The 15,638-nt window shown below is 40.5% G+C and carries 13 protein-coding genes and 1 pseudogene; 10 read left to right on the top strand and 4 right to left on the bottom strand.

Annotated features, from left to right (window positions below; translation table 11 throughout):
* The first annotated feature begins 81 nt into the window (after positions 1–81).
* Together AC4CU3_RS11895 and AC4CU3_RS11890 are read left to right on the top strand one after the other, a co-directional pair.
* Positions 82–1,863 carry an acyl-CoA dehydrogenase C-terminal domain-containing protein gene (locus tag AC4CU3_RS11895; protein ID WP_490738228.1) on the top strand — a complete coding sequence of 594 codons (1,782 nt, stop codon included), beginning with the start codon at positions 82–84 and terminating at the stop codon, positions 1,861–1,863.
* Positions 1,864–2,001: 138 nt separating this feature from the next.
* Entirely contained in the window at positions 2,002–2,499 is a 498-nt protein-coding gene (locus tag AC4CU3_RS11890) for a phosphate-starvation-inducible protein PsiE (protein WP_490738227.1), read from the top strand.
* A 70-nt stretch (positions 2,500–2,569) separates the two neighbouring features.
* Here AC4CU3_RS11890 and AC4CU3_RS11885 read toward each other — a convergent pair whose 3' ends face one another.
* Positions 2,570–3,025, bottom strand: coding sequence for an RcnB family protein (locus tag AC4CU3_RS11885; RefSeq protein ID WP_228260969.1), 456 nt, complete (start codon positions 3,023–3,025; stop codon positions 2,570–2,572).
* A gap of 194 nt (positions 3,026–3,219) precedes the next feature.
* Here AC4CU3_RS11885 and AC4CU3_RS11880 point away from each other — a divergent pair, with 194 nt between their 5' ends.
* Positions 3,220–3,672, top strand: coding sequence for a hypothetical protein (locus tag AC4CU3_RS11880; protein WP_058870278.1), 453 nt, complete (start codon positions 3,220–3,222; stop codon positions 3,670–3,672).
* Positions 3,673–3,767: 95 nt separating this feature from the next.
* Here the strand turns inward: AC4CU3_RS11880 and AC4CU3_RS11875 are convergent, their stop codons facing one another.
* Together AC4CU3_RS11875 and znuD are read right to left on the bottom strand one after the other, a co-directional pair.
* Complete coding sequence (locus AC4CU3_RS11875; RefSeq protein WP_490738226.1) at positions 3,768–5,231, bottom strand: phospholipase D family protein; 1,464 nt, start codon at positions 5,229–5,231, stop codon at positions 3,768–3,770.
* 104 nt (positions 5,232–5,335) lie between these two features.
* On the bottom strand, positions 5,336–7,366 hold the full coding sequence (gene znuD / locus AC4CU3_RS11870; RefSeq protein WP_490738225.1) for a zinc piracy TonB-dependent receptor ZnuD: 2,031 nt from the start codon (positions 7,364–7,366) through the stop codon (positions 5,336–5,338).
* A gap of 137 nt (positions 7,367–7,503) precedes the next feature.
* On the opposite strand from znuD, the gene AC4CU3_RS11865 reads away from it, so the two are divergent.
* From AC4CU3_RS11865 to AC4CU3_RS11845, 5 genes and pseudogenes are all read left to right on the top strand, one after another.
* Positions 7,504–8,268 (top strand): DUF4184 family protein, encoded by a 765-nt coding sequence (locus tag AC4CU3_RS11865; RefSeq protein WP_490738224.1) that lies wholly within the window; start codon positions 7,504–7,506, stop codon positions 8,266–8,268.
* 151 nt (positions 8,269–8,419) lie between these two features.
* Complete coding sequence (gene aspS, locus AC4CU3_RS11860; RefSeq protein WP_005401682.1) at positions 8,420–10,204, top strand: aspartate--tRNA ligase; 1,785 nt, start codon at positions 8,420–8,422, stop codon at positions 10,202–10,204.
* A gap of 319 nt (positions 10,205–10,523) precedes the next feature.
* Complete coding sequence (locus AC4CU3_RS11855; RefSeq protein WP_348959774.1) at positions 10,524–11,408, top strand: lysophospholipid acyltransferase family protein; 885 nt, start codon at positions 10,524–10,526, stop codon at positions 11,406–11,408.
* A 152-nt stretch (positions 11,409–11,560) separates the two neighbouring features.
* A complete protein-coding gene (locus tag AC4CU3_RS11850) occupies positions 11,561–11,782 on the top strand; it encodes a hypothetical protein (RefSeq protein ID WP_125281242.1) in 222 nt (73 codons plus the stop codon).
* A 5-nt stretch (positions 11,783–11,787) separates the two neighbouring features.
* Positions 11,788–12,669 (top strand): annotated as a pseudogene (locus tag AC4CU3_RS11845) (lysophospholipid acyltransferase family protein).
* A gap of 76 nt (positions 12,670–12,745) precedes the next feature.
* Here the strand turns inward: AC4CU3_RS11845 and AC4CU3_RS11840 are convergent.
* The gene (locus tag AC4CU3_RS11840; RefSeq protein ID WP_490738222.1) at positions 12,746–13,561 is read right to left on the bottom strand and encodes a glycosyltransferase family 25 protein; all 816 of its coding nucleotides are present in this window, start codon (positions 13,559–13,561) and stop codon (positions 12,746–12,748) included.
* A 159-nt stretch (positions 13,562–13,720) separates the two neighbouring features.
* Between AC4CU3_RS11840 and AC4CU3_RS11835 the strand changes: the two genes are divergently transcribed.
* Both AC4CU3_RS11835 and AC4CU3_RS11830 read left to right on the top strand, forming a co-directional pair.
* Positions 13,721–14,629 (top strand): glycosyltransferase family protein, encoded by a 909-nt coding sequence (locus AC4CU3_RS11835; RefSeq protein ID WP_004697719.1) that lies wholly within the window; start codon positions 13,721–13,723, stop codon positions 14,627–14,629.
* Between the two features lie 60 nt (positions 14,630–14,689).
* Positions 14,690–15,637: a hypothetical protein gene (locus AC4CU3_RS11830; RefSeq protein WP_004697717.1), complete on the top strand. Its 948-nt coding sequence runs from the start codon at positions 14,690–14,692 to the stop codon at positions 15,635–15,637.
* The last annotated feature ends 1 nt before the right edge of the window (position 15,638 follow it).

Raw genomic sequence — 15,638 nt, 5'->3', positions numbered from 1 at the left:
GGGTCATTTAACAACACTCTCCGTTGTTAATTAAGCTGTCCTAAGTCTACAGAGATTCAAACAATAAACAGGTGAACGAACATGCCAATTTATAATGCCCCACTTGCGGATATGAAATTTATCCTCAATGAAGTTTTCAATGCAGATCAGTTCTGGCAGTCTAATGAAAATCTAACTCATGTAGACAGTGCGACGGCTGAAGCGATCCTCGAAGAAATGGCTAAATTTGCGCAAAACGTAACCCTGCCTTTAAACCGTACAGGTGATGAAGAAGGCGCAACTTTTAGCAACGGCGCAGTGACTACACCTGCTGGTTTTAAAGAAGCGTTTAAGCAATATGCTGAAGGCGGATGGATTGGCTTAGCGGCTGATGAAGAATGGGGCGGTCAAGGCATGCCAAAAATGCTGACGGTTCTTGCAGATGAAATGCTGTTCGCAACCAACCCATCATTCATGCTCTACCCGCTTCTTTCTGTCGGTGCTGGCATGGCGCTGAACAGCTACGCATCGCAAGAACAAAAAGAAACCTATTTACCTAAAATTTACTCAGGCGAATGGTCTGGGACCATGTGTTTAACTGAGCCACATGCAGGTACAGATTTAGGTATTATCAAAACTAAAGCTGAACGTAACGAAGACGGTACCTATAACATTACAGGAACCAAAATCTTTATTACTGGCGGTGACCACGACTTAGCTGAAAACATCATTCACTTAGTTTTGGCAAAAACTCCTGATGCACCTGCGGGTTCACGTGGTATTTCATTATTCATCGTGCCTAAATTCCTAGTGAATGCAGATGGTTCTGTAGGCGAGCGTAATGCGGCAGGTCCAGGTTCGATTGAACATAAAATGGGGATCAAAGCGTCTGCGACTTGTGTAATGAACTTTGATGGTGCCAAAGGTTACTTGGTCGGTAAAGAAAATGAAGGCCTTGCGGCTATGTTCGTGATGATGAACTACGAACGTTTGTCGATGGGTATCCAAGGTTTAGGTGCATCTGAATTTGCTTACCAAAATGCTGCACAGTACGCAACAGACCGCCTACAAGGTCGTAGTGCATCAGGTGTTCAATCACCTGCTAAGCCTGCAGACAGCATTCTTGTGCATGGTGACGTTCGTCGTATGTTGCTGAATGCACGTGCGAACAACGAAGCATCGCGTGCCTTTGCTGTATATGTCGGTCAACAACTTGATATCACCAAGTTCTCAACAAACCCTGAAGCTGTGAAAGCAGCCAATGACCGTGTGGCACTGCTAACTCCAATTGCAAAAGCCTATTTAACCGATACTGCTTTTAATGCAGTGATTGATTCACAAATGGTCTTCGGTGGTCATGGTTATATTCGTGAATGGGGCATGGAGCAATGTGTACGTGACTTACGTATTGCACAAATCTACGAAGGTACGAATGGCGTTCAGTCTCAAGATTTAATTGGTCGTAAAACCATTAAATGTGGTGGTGCATTTATCGCAGACTACATTTCTGAAATCCGTGACTTTGCTAACAGCTTAGATGCGGACCTAAACTTCATTAAAGATGCAACACTCGATGCAGCAACTGAAGTGGAAGAAGTAACCAAGTATGTTCTTGAACGTGCTGCTGAAAGTGCAGAGTTTCCAAATGCTGCAGCAGTGGATTACTTACATGCAGTCGGCTTACTTAGCTTTGCTTATATGTTTGCAAAAATTGCCAATGCGGCCAAAGCCAAAGATGGTGATTTCTATCAAAACAAATTGGCGCTTGCGGCTTACTTTACACAGCGTATTTTGCCTGAAATCGACTTACGTATTGCAAAAGTAAAAGCGGGTGCAGAAGTTATCATGAACTTCTCTGAAGACTACTTCACCAACCAAGCTTAATTAGTTTAAACACGATAAAAAACGCCTGACCAGTCAGGCGTTTTTTTTAACGTCAGCTTTTTATAATCAACTTCTCGTCATTTGCATGAAATTTGCATATGATTCAATATAATATCCGCAAAGTATGAGGAGGTTAGCATGACCAACCGTGATCCTAAAATAGAGAAAATTGAAACCCTCCTCGATAAATTAGGCAATACTGCAGTAGAAAGTTTTCACTATGTGGCTTTATTTATTATTGGCTGTATGGTGATTTGGTCGGCTGGTCATACTGTTTATGAGATCCTAACCGTTAAACAGTACGCCTCGATTGATGATATTTTACTGTTATTCATCTACTTAGAGCTGGGTGCAATGGTCGGTATCTACTTTAAAACCAACCACATGCCTGTCCGCTTTTTAATTTATATCGCCATCACCGCCCTCACCCGTCTTTTAATTTCCGATATCCAGCATGACCACAAAGCGGATATGGATTTGGTGATTATTACGGGTTCAATTTTAATTATGGCGATTGCAATTTTGGTGGTGCGTTATGCATCGTGGAATTATCCTTCAGTAATTCGGGATAAACATGCCGACAAGCCTTTAGCTGAAGGGAAAACACCACGCCCACAAGATGATGAACTCGCTTAATTCTTTATTGACCACTAAAAAACCCTCAGTCTAAGCAACGGAGGGTTTTCTTTATCGATCAAAGATTCATTTATTTTGAATCCGCTTCTAAAGCGTAGCGTCCATTTTCATAGATCCAGTGCATGCCTTCAGGTGGGTCTGGCAGTCCCAAACGTCGCCAATCGGTAATCAGCACATAATCACGGCTTTCAATACTGGAGTCGCCATCCCCATACACATAGCTATTGGTTTCCTGACTATAGGTTGAATAGCTGGGTGCTCGGTAAATAATACTCACACCCGGTCGCATCGGATATCCGCCATGTGGTGGATGGTGTGGAGGTGGTCTGTGATGAGGGGGCTCAATTTGAGGCGGTGATGTAGGTCTGGGCATTGCTCCTTGATACGGCCCAGCATAGGTTGGGAAACGCTGGGTTTGCGAAGTCAGCGGTTTTCCATAATAACGCGTCGCTGGTTGAGCAAAACTCAGTGCAGGACATAAGCTGAGTAAACTTATTCCATAGATTATTTTTAAATATTTCATCATCTTCCTCCACTGAGGTGAATATTATTATTTTAAACCTATTTTATGGATAAAAAATGTACAAGTTATCAATTTTAGATCACTGGCCGTTATCACCACTATAAGGTTTGAAGCAGGATTTCTTTGAAAAGCAAAAAATCGTATATGTTTTCAGTTTATACTTAATCTTTGTTTATAAATGTATTGGATGAACAATCGTGGCTGAATTAAGTTTTGATCGACTCTATGAATATTTTGCAAAAGTGCCCAGTATTCAAAAAAATCTGATTGATGCTTATGGCACAGATGGAAAAAGTGCATGGTGGTTTAAGTTTCAAATTGATGTAGATCATCCTTTGGCATGGCAAACGGTACAAGAGTTGGGACATGTACTGAACTATATTTCTAAAAATGAGCGCCTACCGACGCAGTTTTTACCTGTGTCACCGCCGCCGTATATGAATGGTGAAGCCAAGCAATTCTTGGCATGGGTCATTCAGTGTAACCATCCTGACTTTCCACCCGATGTCATTTGCGACTGGTTAGAAGCACGTCTACCGAGCCCAGTGGAAGATGCCGAAAAATGGAAAATCAAAACCGATCTACATGAACTCGATAACATGACCGATAAAGATTTGGATCAAATCATCCCGCCAAATCCTGAACAGTAAGTCCAAATAAAAAAAGCGCAATATGCGCTTTTTTTATTTTAGTTTTTCTCTTACCTAGCTGTGCTACGCCTTTTCTAACAAGGAAGAAAAAATCTCTAAAACGTCGATAAACCACTCCATTCCATAAAGCGGTATAGCCCATATTTGAGTTTTGACTCATCTTTATATTGCTCATAGCCTACACTTATTTGACGACCATTTAAGTTCGACCATGCCCCATCAAAATATTGCTGTGCGTCTGTAAACACCGCTGCATTAGACTGGCCGATCACACGTAAATTGGTCTCCAAGTTATAATTCTTCAAATTCCGTGCGGTAAAATTCGCTGAACCTAAAATGAGCTCTGCTTCTTGTGCATGGCGTTTTAAAATCATTTTGCTATGGCACTGCTCTCCTTGAGTATTACACCAACGTACTGTAATACCTGCATCATTAAGCTCAGACGCAACTTGACGATTAGGAATTCCATTCTTTTTACGACCAAATGCATCTTTATTTGGGTCGAGTAAAATCCGAAGTTTAACGCCGCGGTTCTGCGCATCTTTTAAAGCATTGATAATTTGACGCTCAGACAAATAGAACATCGCCAAATCAATCTGGTCATTGGCTTTTGCGCTATTTAACAAGTTGAGTGTTGCATCTAGGATTGCTTCTTCAGTCAGCACCTGTACTTGAGGCTGCGATGGATTTCCTGCAATTTCGCCCAGAATCACCATTGGTACATCGCCCTGAGACATGTGAGCCACAGTTTGCTCTGTTTTCAACACATCTATTGCGGTATTGCCTGTCACCAACAGCGCCACATTGGAATGTCGTGAACTACCATCATGCGGATTCGCTGATGTGACCAAGGTTTTCCAACCTTCGGCGGTATCGACCACCAAAGTTTTGCGGTGATTAGCTTTGAAATTAAATAAGTTTAAGTAGCTACGTAGGGTGATTTTTTCATCCCCAAATGGGTTTCTTAACCAACCACCGTCGGGATTATTGCCTGCATTTTGACAACAGAGATACCAAAAACCTGACCAAACAGGGTTAGAGGCACGGAGCGGACGTAAATCGGTTTCAATCACATCTACACCCGCCTGACGCAGTTTACGGTAATGCTCAGGTAAGAGCCCACCATACACTGAGTTAATCGGGTCGGTAATGACTTTGATTTCAATATTCGGATGCAAGCTTCGCTTGACAATCAACGCATCGGTCAGCTGACGAGTCAAAGCACGTTGTGATGCTTGAGATGTTCCCACTTCATCGTTAAACAAGAACATATCCAACACAATCGTGGTTTGTGCATCTTCAATCAGTTGAAACACTGCGTCGAAAATATGATGATCTTGTTGCTGCTTGCCTTGTGCATCGATATAGGTTTGATCTGCAATAAATTTGACATCGGCATGACGTAACTTGCCCGTATAGTCCAGCCCATCAGGCAGTGGTTTAACGCTATGGTAAACTGCGGAGGTTAAATAAGTCAGAGCCAATAAACCCACCACGACACCGACATAACGGGTCGATGTCCAGTTGAGTTTTTGATGTAATTTTCGAAAGATACGCATAACAAAAAACCTAATCCAATATACTCAGACTAGGTTTTATTGTTTGATTTTTCAAGAGGATTTCTGTTGTCGAACGCTTTGCTTAAATCACTTTAAACAGCGTCTTAGAAACTAAAGTCCAGTCCAACTGTGAAGTTACGCCCCACTTGCGGAATGGTCGATAAGAAAGAGGTATGCGAATAAACCGTCTCATCTAAGAGGTTATTGGCTTTGAAATACACGCGATAATCATTGCCCTGCATATACTGACCATTATACGCCAAGCCCAGATTCACCATGTTATAGCCCTCGGTTTCGGTCTCATAGCTTGCAATTCGATCTTGCTCAAACACATGGTAGTACTCTGCTGTTCCTGACCACGTGCCACTAAAGTTCGCATTCACTTTTGTTCCTAAACGGCCAGCAGGCACCCGTGGAGCATTTTCATTGTCAATTTTGCCACGTACATAGTCACCAAAGACACTCATTTTATAAACATCATTGATGGTATAAGAGGCTTCTGCTTCAGTCCCATAAAAACGCGCTTTGTCTTGAGTGTAGTCTACTAGGCGGAAGTTTTCGTAACGGTCTGCGGTTTGAGCATAAATGTAGTTGTCATACCAGTTGTGGTAAACATGAACGTGATAATCAATTTTATCCGTATCGTAATGGAAACCTAACTCTAGGTTATTAGACTTTTCGACATCGAGATTTTCATTGCCACGCTCGTAGGTATTGGTTGCAAGATGCTTACCATCGGCATAAAGCTCTTGCGCCAAAGGTAAACGCTCTTGATGTGACCCGACCAAAGACAGTTTATAGTTCGGTGCAAACATCCAATTCACAGCACCCGAATAGGACACGGCATAATCATCATAGTCTTTTCGATCAGATTCAATATCAATCATCTGCTGATCGACACGTGCCCCTAACTCAAAATGGAAGTCATTCCATTGCTTATGTTCTAAACCAAATACGCTCCACTTTTGCGTCTTGGTCGGTTCTAAAATAGACTCTTCACCCGTGATATCTAATTTTTGTTGATTGTACTGTACGCCAACCACACCTTCCCAATCCGCAATCGGCTGATGCACCATTTCTAGACGCGCATCATAACTCTTACTTTTAAAGGTAGTTGCAACACTATCGCCTTCAATTTCATCATGTTGGTAGTCGGTATAACTGGCATGGGCTCGTAACTTCTCAAACCCTGCAAGCGGATTTAAGATTTCTGTACGGAAATCATAACGTTCCGACTTCAAGTCAACCCAAGGCCCTGTCTCATGTTCGTCGCCATAATCTTCCTCACCACATCCAATTAATAAATTACCTGATACAGTGCAACTTTCATATTCATGGCTGTGCCCAGGTAAACCGTATTGATCTTGACGGTTGGTATAGGCGATACCCGCAAAACCACGCTCACCAATCCATGAACCACCAACGCTGACAGTTTCGCCTTTGGCAAAGGTATTTCCGACACGACGTTCTTTTTCGAGTTCACCCTCATGCTCGTGGAAATAGTTCGGCGCAATATAGTCATTCGCTTCACGCTTTGAACCTTCAACCCGTAGAGCAAACTGACGGCCCAAAGCAACCGTCGCCCCAGCACTGGCCAACTTTTCATCACTGCCAGAGTTGTAGCGTAATCCCGCCGTACCTTCTAAACCTTTTTCAGGCATGCTGGTTGGAATTTTTTGATCGGTGACATTGACCAAACCACCCACGGTGCCTGCACTGTATAACAGGGTTGAAGGGCCACGGATGATTTCAATTTGCTTGGCCAAAATCGGATCGACCGTCACGGCATGGTCTGGCGATAAACTGGAGACATCGGCAGTTTCTGAAGCATGTTGTAAGACTTTCACGCGAGGGCCATCTTGACCACGAATCACGGGTCGACTTGAACCTGAACCATATTGATTTGAATATACGCCTAGCTCATCGGCCAAAGCATCCCCGATGGTCAGTGCACGTTCTTTTAAGCTTTTTTGCTCGATGACCTGATCGGCGACTGCAAAGTCTGCCGCTGTTTGTACCAAAGGATGGGCTTGACTGGTCAACGTTTCGAGTTGTGTTGTTGCTTCCTCTGCAAAAACCCCTGGTGCGACGACAGTAAAAATAGAAAGCGTAATCAAATTTTTATGAAAAGACATGGAACTGACTCAAGTTACAAGTTTTGAATATTGTTATAATATAACATTTCAAATTCATTGCAATAAAAAACATTCCAATCGCAGAAAAAAGATAAACTGCCCTATCCATCTAAGTCGATGCCAACGCCAACAGATCAATGCCCTTTACCCTTTCACATGCCGTTCTCGCGCCCCCTTTAGCCAAACTCAGTGGTGACCGTTTACCCATTGCTGCCATTGCTATTGGTAGTATGACCCCCGATCTTTATCGACTGTTTACACAAGCCAATTCAAATACTACCCACTACTGGACTTCACTGATTCACCCCGATCTTTGGATTGGACTCAGTTTTTGTATTTTGTGGTACGCGCTATTGCGACCCTGTTTTTATCGTTTTTTAGGTATTCAGCATGAGTTAAGGCTCAGCAGTATGCTGCGTTTTTTTAAATTTTCTGTGGCCGTTATTCTCGCAATACTGCTCGGCACAGCAACGCATCTGTTCTGGGATGGACTCACCCATGTTGATCACCGAACTTTGTTCGGACATGAGTTTTTAAACCAGAAGGTCTCTTTGTTAGGGCACGACTATCCGCTACACCGCATTTTACAAATTGGCACATCGGCACTGGCCCTCCCCTTGTTGGCGTGGATGGGTTGGCGTTATTACCAAACCTATCAGCAACATTTTCCTGTCAGTCTAAAAATCAAACGCTTCGCGATGGGGCTGTTCATACTGAGCCTGTTGGGCGGTTTAGTCAGTGTTTGGGACTATGCACGTTATATCCCCACTCAAGTGTGGCAGTCAGACCTGTATTATTTTACGGGGCGAAGTATTAATGAATTTAGCCAAGTCGCTTTGCTAATTCTAATCTTTGGCTGCATTCTGTTTTTATTTTTAGATCGAGACTATCGTTTAGGCTGAATTTAGACCAACGCTTAAATGCTATTTCATGCCTTTTTTAAGCTATGCCTTGAGAGTCAATGCCCAAAGAGGCATAATCCTACCTTTATTTCTGGCGGTACGCTGTTTACGTATTCGCTACCTTTAGCCATATAGTTGGATTTTTAACGCCATGATGCGAACTCATTACTGCGGTTCTTTAACCGAAGCTCAAATTGATGAAACAGTAACCCTCTGCGGTTGGGTACACCGTCGCCGTGACCACGGTGGTGTCATCTTCCTTGATATGCGTGACCGTGATGGTCTTGTGCAAGTGGTTATTGACCCAGATACTCCTGAAGCATTTGCAACTGCAGACAAAGTACGTTCAGAATTCGTATTAAAAATTACAGGTCGTGTACGTCGTCGCTATGCAGGCACAGAAAATGCCAATATGGTGAGCGGTCAAATCGAAGTTTTAGGTAAAGAAATCGAAGTTCTTGCTGCATCAGAAACTCCGCCGTTCCCATTGAATGACGACAACACTAATATTTCTGAAGAAATTCGTTTGAAATACCGTTTCTTGGACATCCGTCGTCCTGAAATGTTAGATCGTTTACGTTTCCGTTCTAAACTAACCAACCTAATTCGTAACTATTTCGAAGACAATGGTTTCTTAGACGTTGAAACTCCGATTTTAACCCGTGCAACGCCTGAAGGTGCGCGTGACTACTTAGTGCCAAGCCGTGTTTCAAATGGTAGCTTCTACGCACTTCCACAATCACCACAATTATTCAAACAATTGTTGATGGTGGGTGGTATCGATCGTTACTACCAAATCGCAAAATGTTTCCGTGATGAAGACTTACGTGCCGACCGTCAGCCAGAATTCACCCAGATCGACGTTGAAACATCGTTTATGAGTGACGATGACATCATGGATTTAATGGAAACGTTGACGGTTAAGATGTTCAAAGAACTTCTTGACGTTCAATTCGATAAATTCCCACGCATGACTTATACAGATGCTATGCGTGACTATGCATCGGACAAACCAGACTTACGTATTCCTTTGAAATTGGTTGACGTTGCAGACCTAATGCAAGAAGTTGAATTCAAAGTATTCGCAGGTCCTGCAAAAGATCCTAAAGGCCGTATCGTTGCATTACGTGTTCCAGGTGCAGGTTCACTACCACGTAGCCAAATTGATGAATACACGAAATTTGTCGGCATCTACGGTGCGAAAGGTTTAGCGTACATTAAAGTAAACGAGCTTGAAAAAGGCATCGAAGGCTTACAATCTCCAATCGTAAAATTCATCGAGCCAATCGTGCTTGATCTATTGAAACGTGTTGGTGCAGAAAATGGCGATATCGTGTTCTTTGGTGCAGACAAAGCTAAAGTTGTGAACGATGCCATGGGTGCTTTACGTATTAAAGTCGGTCATGACTTGAAAATGTCGACTTGCGAATGGGCACCGCTTTGGGTGGTTGACTTCCCAATGTTTGAAGAAACAGATGATGGCAAATGGACTTCTGTTCACCACCCATTCACACTGCCTAAATCAAGCGTTGAAGATGTGAAAAATAACCCAGGTGCTGCGCTTTCTGTGGCTTATGACATGGTGTTAAACGGTACCGAAATTGGTGGTGGTTCACTGCGTATTCATAACCTAGAAATGCAAAAAGCAATTTTTGAAGCTTTAGGTATTGGTGAAGAAGAAGCAGAAGAGAAATTCAGCTTCTTACTCAACGCATTACGTTACGGTGCTCCTCCGCATGGTGGTTTAGCATTCGGTCTAGACCGTTTAGTCATGCTCATGACGGGTGGCGCGTCTATTCGTGACGTGATTGCATTCCCGAAAACCAAAACTGCTGAATGTCCATTAACGCAAGCGCCTGCACCAGTTGAATCAAATCAACTACGTGATTTGGGTATTCGCTTACGTGAAAAACCAAAAGCTGAAGAAACTAAATAATCTTTAGATTTTAATTAAAGAAACCCTGCCATGTGCAGGGTTTTTTCATTCACGGCAAGACCATCCATTCCATAGATATTATTTTCGCTTCAAATTTTCCAAAATTTCCTTTGAACTTTTGATCTATCACACTTACAGTGGGTCACGATAGTCTATATTTTATTGCAGCCGTTCTTGCACTGAATCACTCTATTGATTTATTCATTTATTTTGTTCTTAAGACGCTCATCTTTTTTTGATTTTATCTATCTTAGATTTTTAAGTCTCTTTGCAAAATTTTCTCTCATCTCATCTTTTAAAAAGATTTCTGAGTCAAAATATGGCTATTTATTATCTACTTAAAATCATCTCACTTTTTCCATTGTCCTTTTTACAATACATCGCACGCGGAATTGCGCACCTGCTTTACTATAGTAACTCTTCAGTTAAGCGTATCACCACCATTAATCTACAGTTGGCCTACCCTGAACTCGACCCAATCACACTCCAGAAACGCGTTCACCTCAGCATTCAAAGCCAATGCCAGACCTATATTGAATTTTTAAAATGTTGGGGAATGCCGCCACAATACAACTTAGATTTATTGAAAAATATTCATGGGGAATCTGTTCTAACAGAGGCTTTAGCCAATAAAAAAGGCGTGATTGTGGTTATTCCGCATTTTGGCTGTTGGGAGCTGTTAAATGCATGGTTAAATGTCTATACGCAACCCATGATTATGTATAAACCCTATAAAATGAAGGGGATTAACCGCTATATTTTAGATGCGCGTCAGAAGTTTAATGCCACACTAGTTCCCACCGATGAAACAGGTATCCGCAGTATCTTCAAACACTTGAAACAGGGTGGGCTGACGGTGATTTTACCGGATCATCTACCAAAACCTAGCGGGGGTATTTATTCATATTTTTTCCAGCAGAATACTTTGTCCACAACACTGGTCTCTAAAATGGCGGCTAAAACACAATGCAATGTGATTGGATTAAGTTGTATTCGTAATGCCGACGCAGCGGGTTTTGATGTGTACTGTACTGAGTTATCTCAAGATATTTTATCGAAAGATCTACAGCTATCGGTGGACAGTTTAAATCTTGCCATGCAAGACATAATTAACCAAGCACCTGAACAGTATATTTGGTCCTATAAACGTTTTAGAAATTGTTATGGCAATATCAATGCTTATCAGATACAGCCACCAATGTAGGCTCCACAAACTCGCACATGATCTCAAGCAGTTCGAAAGCAATAATTTATGCTATTTGCTAAAGGCCTGAATAGAATACTTTTATTCATTTGAGATCAATTCTCAGCAGTGGCATAATAGCGCACTGTTTTAGATAAGTTGTGAGCAACCAAATGGCTATGCGTCCTGAAGTCCGTCGTCGCGGTATTGTGCTAATTGTGTTTGCAATCGTACAATGGTTTTTCATGCGCTATATTTTAGACAATCAATTATTTAATTTAACCACCTATGACCGTATTGTCTTTTTCTGTGTAAGTAGCTTGGCAGGTGCTTTTGTCATTTTTGTCGGTTTGATTTATATGGTGCTGAAAGGCAACGCGAATAAACAAGATTAATCGCAATGTCGTTTTATACCACTTTACTCCGTATCCTACCTTTAGCATTTTTGCGCAGTATTGCAAAAGTGGCGGCTTACTTTATTCATCAAAACTCAGATAAAAGTATGCTTTGGAAAACACGGGTAAATCTAAGTCTTACTTATCCAGATATTCCTGAGAGTGAGCGTGAAAAGCTTGCTAAAGAAAGCGTAACGAAGCAATGTCTAAGTTATATCGAATCTGGGAAATGCTGGGCAATGCCTCCCGAATGGAGTATCCAGCAAATAAAGACGGTTCATCACTTAGATGTACTAACAAATGCATTAAATGATCACCGCGGTGCTTTAATTATTACCCCTCACCTCGGTACATGGGAAATGATGAATGCGTGGGTACACCAATATGGTATTCCTACCATTATGTATAAACCCATGAAAGACTCAGGATTTAATGCTTTTGCTTTACATGCTCGCCAACGGTTAAACGCGACATTAGTTCCAACTGATGCCAACGGTGTTAAAGCATTATTCAAAAACCTCAAACAAGGTGGTTTCAGTGTAATTCTGCCAGATCATGTCCCTCAACCCTCTGGTGGTGTCGTGGTTCCTTTTTTTTGAATTCCTTGCTTAACCAGTACTTTAGCCAGCAAAATGGCACAAAAAACTCAATGCCGCTTAGTGGGATTAAGTTGTTTCCGTAGAGAGGATGGTGAAGGTTTTGAGGTCTACTGTGATGATCTCAATGATCCTGAACTTTATGATCGAGATATAGAAGTTGCGACAACTGCATTAAATAAAGCGGTAGAGCAAATGATCAACCGCTTTCCTGCTGCATATATGTGGGGATATAAGCGGTTTAAGGGAAATCCTAATTTTGAAAATTACTACCAACCATCATCTCAATAATAATCATTCCTTCCTAAATTTAACTAAGCAAATAATCGACTCAGAAGTCTGTTCATCACTCATAACCGCCGCCGTATTACTTAAATTTTATTTTAATCAAAGCCTTACCCTTGATAGATTGAATTCTTTCTTGGAAAAATACATGAACTTGCAAGATTAAACGACTCATTTCACGTTTCATTTTGCCCAATAAAGTTAATTTCTTCTTACTTTTATCCTCACCCTTTCGCGCATTTCTCACGTTTTCAAGTGAACTTGGAAAGTTTGTCTTGCCTTTGGTTAAAATCACATCTTGAATACATATTGCTGGGGACAATTGAAAAATCTTTTCGCCTGAGGACTCAGGGAATTCTCTAAAAAGAATATGATCAATTGGTATTAGTTTTGGACTTCGCAATACATACTCCAATAATTCCTTCGCGACATTTAATGAAAGTATATAACCACCTGCACCCATATGTGGCTCGCCCAATAACATGAGTTTTCTATTCAAATGCAAAGGAATAATTGATTGCATCTTAGGAAGTTGAATCTTTTTATTTAAGGTTTCTAATTTAATGATGCCGCAGAAAGATGGTATCCACGCAACATTGGTAAGAAACGAAACAGCCTGTTTACCCAAATAAATATCATCTTCAAAAATAGCAATATAGTCTAACTGTTCATCTACTGCTTTTTTCCACAACACCACATGACTCAATAGACAAGCAACTTCATTCTGATGTAAATCAGTTTGCTTAGTTACTAAGCCTATTGCAGATGAAGTTGCTTGTAATGTCACAGGGGTAATTGCATCAAAAAACTCGAAATCGACCTTTTCTTTAGCAAACTCCGAACTTATATGCGCTCGTCGAAGAGTCGCGCCAGACAAACTAATAACAAAATTTCTCATAAACTAAGGCTAAATTTATTCTTAAATTCAATAATAACAATTTTCTATAAAATTAAACTAGACATTATTTGAATTCATTTTAACAAAGGGTTTTGTATTATTTGCTTTCAGATTATACTTATCAAACTGCTTGCTATCTTCTGCGTGACGAGAATCAGAATGCCCAAAGAAACAATTAAAATTTTTGTTGGCTGTGATCCAAATAACTGTGATTTAGAACAAATGATGGTGCTTGATTATAGCATCCGTAAAAATACACAGCACCCAATTGAAATTACATGGATGCAGTTGAGCCATGATCCTACTAGTCCGTGGTATAGCAATCAAGAAACGCATGAAGGATGGCATACTGAGAAATGGGCAACCCCATTTTCTGGTTTCCGTTGGGCAATTCCTGAATCATCCAACTTTGAAGGGCGTTCGATCTATATGGATGCTGATGTCATCGTTTTATGTGATATCGCAGAGTTATGGTCGCATCCGATGAAAGATGATGCAATCGTCATCGCCAAAGGTGGCAAAAGTTCAGCTCGTTTATGTACTTGTGTTTGGGATTGTAAAAAAGCTAAACAATATTTACCTTCACTTAAAACGTTGCAATCGGATCCAGATGGTCACAAGAAGTTAATGCAACTAATCAAAGACCAACCTCATTTAGTCCAAAACTACAATAATTCATATAACTGTATTGATGGTGAAGGCTTAAAAATAGAAGACATCAAAATTCTACATTACTCCGACATGGGTACTCAGTTTAGCCATAAATACTCGTTACCGCGCCTAGAAAAAAACAATCAAAAACATTGGTTTGATGGAAAAATCATGCCTCATCCAAGACAAGACTTAGTTGAGTTATTTGATCAATATTATCAAGAAGCATTGGATAATGGTTATAAACCTGAAGACTATTTAGTAAAAGCTTATGGTCCATTTCAAAAAGCGACTCAAATCAATTATCAAGGCAATAAAGTTACACGCCCTGTCAAAGGGACAACTTGGCTTACAGCTAGCATCAAAGCCATAAAATCAAAGTTTAGTAAAAAACCTAATTTTACTTTAGATGACTAAAATTGGTAGCAGGCTACGTTGTATCCTGTTTCATATTTTCTTACATAGAATTTGATCTTTATGTCTCAACCAATAATCTCAGCCCAACGTTTTTTTTCAAATTATATCCTTAGAAATCTGTATAAATTTATTTACAAGTATAGTCATCCAAAATCATATAAACACAATCGTCGCTATTGGCCATACTATCAAGTAGAACGTAGTCCCGATGGTGATTTGCAAAAAATTTATTTTAAAAAACAACTTATTGTCGATAATTCCCAATTAAATTTTAGTCCCAATCGAAAATGTATGCTAATTGCAACAGGTCCATCTGTGCATCAACTAGAAACGTCATATTTACAGCGATCGGATATTGATTATATTGGTGTAAATGGTGCAATTGCCTTAAGTGGTGTCAAATTTAAATATTATGTGATCATTGATCACAATTTCACCAACAATCGTTTTGATCTAATTGAAAATGTACTTAAAACTTCCTTTTGTACACTATTTACAACACCACGTTGTTTAGACCTGATTTTAAGAAAAATAAAATTAGAAAATATTCTTTGCGACATTAAAGTTGTTGAGCCTATAACTGAAGGTGAAATTGAGCGATTTTTAGGTGAGCGGATACGCGTGACTGAAACTCCAAATTATTTTCATATCTATGACCGCTTAGGGTTTTCTAGTCACATTTTTAATGCTGTTTTTGACTATTTTACAGTGGCTTATGTTGCACTTCAAATCACTTATCATTTGAAATATAAAGACATTTATATTGCAGGTTTGGATATGAATAATTTTTCCCAACCCAGATTCTATGAAAATAAAGAAAATAAACAACCCACTATGTTGAATCAGTATTTAGATGTAACATTGCCTGCATTCGATGCCGCTGCCCGCTTTCTAAAATCTCAGCAAATAAATGTCTATAATTTATCTCAGAACAGTGCAGTAAAAGCTTTTGAAAAAATACCTCCTGAACAATTACAAAATACTCTATTGACACAAAGTGGTGAGTAGA

The sequence above is a fragment of the Acinetobacter sp. 802_lipA genome (assembly GCF_058242885.1).
This window is presented reverse-complemented; position numbering and strand designations above follow the sequence as displayed.

Bases quoted from the DNA above. Each gene is read 5' to 3' on its own strand.
- AC4CU3_RS11840 (WP_490738222.1), bottom strand. From the start codon at position 13,561: ATGAGAAATTTTGTTATTAGTTTGTCTGGCGCGACTCTTCGACGAGCG.
- AC4CU3_RS11865 (WP_490738224.1), top strand. From the start codon at position 7,504: ATGCCCTTTACCCTTTCACATGCCGTTCTCGCGCCCCCTTTAGCCAAA.
- AC4CU3_RS11875 (WP_490738226.1), bottom strand. From the start codon at position 5,231: ATGCGTATCTTTCGAAAATTACATCAAAAACTCAACTGGACATCGACC.
- AC4CU3_RS11830 (WP_004697717.1), top strand. From the start codon at position 14,690: ATGTCTCAACCAATAATCTCAGCCCAACGTTTTTTTTCAAATTATATC.
- AC4CU3_RS11885 (WP_228260969.1), bottom strand. From the start codon at position 3,025: ATGATGAAATATTTAAAAATAATCTATGGAATAAGTTTACTCAGCTTA.
- aspS (WP_005401682.1), top strand. From the start codon at position 8,420: ATGATGCGAACTCATTACTGCGGTTCTTTAACCGAAGCTCAAATTGAT.
- AC4CU3_RS11890 (WP_490738227.1), top strand. From the start codon at position 2,002: ATGACCAACCGTGATCCTAAAATAGAGAAAATTGAAACCCTCCTCGAT.
- AC4CU3_RS11855 (WP_348959774.1), top strand. From the start codon at position 10,524: ATGGCTATTTATTATCTACTTAAAATCATCTCACTTTTTCCATTGTCC.
- AC4CU3_RS11850 (WP_125281242.1), top strand. From the start codon at position 11,561: ATGGCTATGCGTCCTGAAGTCCGTCGTCGCGGTATTGTGCTAATTGTG.
- AC4CU3_RS11895 (WP_490738228.1), top strand. From the start codon at position 82: ATGCCAATTTATAATGCCCCACTTGCGGATATGAAATTTATCCTCAAT.
- AC4CU3_RS11835 (WP_004697719.1), top strand. From the start codon at position 13,721: ATGCCCAAAGAAACAATTAAAATTTTTGTTGGCTGTGATCCAAATAAC.
- znuD (WP_490738225.1), bottom strand. From the start codon at position 7,366: ATGTCTTTTCATAAAAATTTGATTACGCTTTCTATTTTTACTGTCGTC.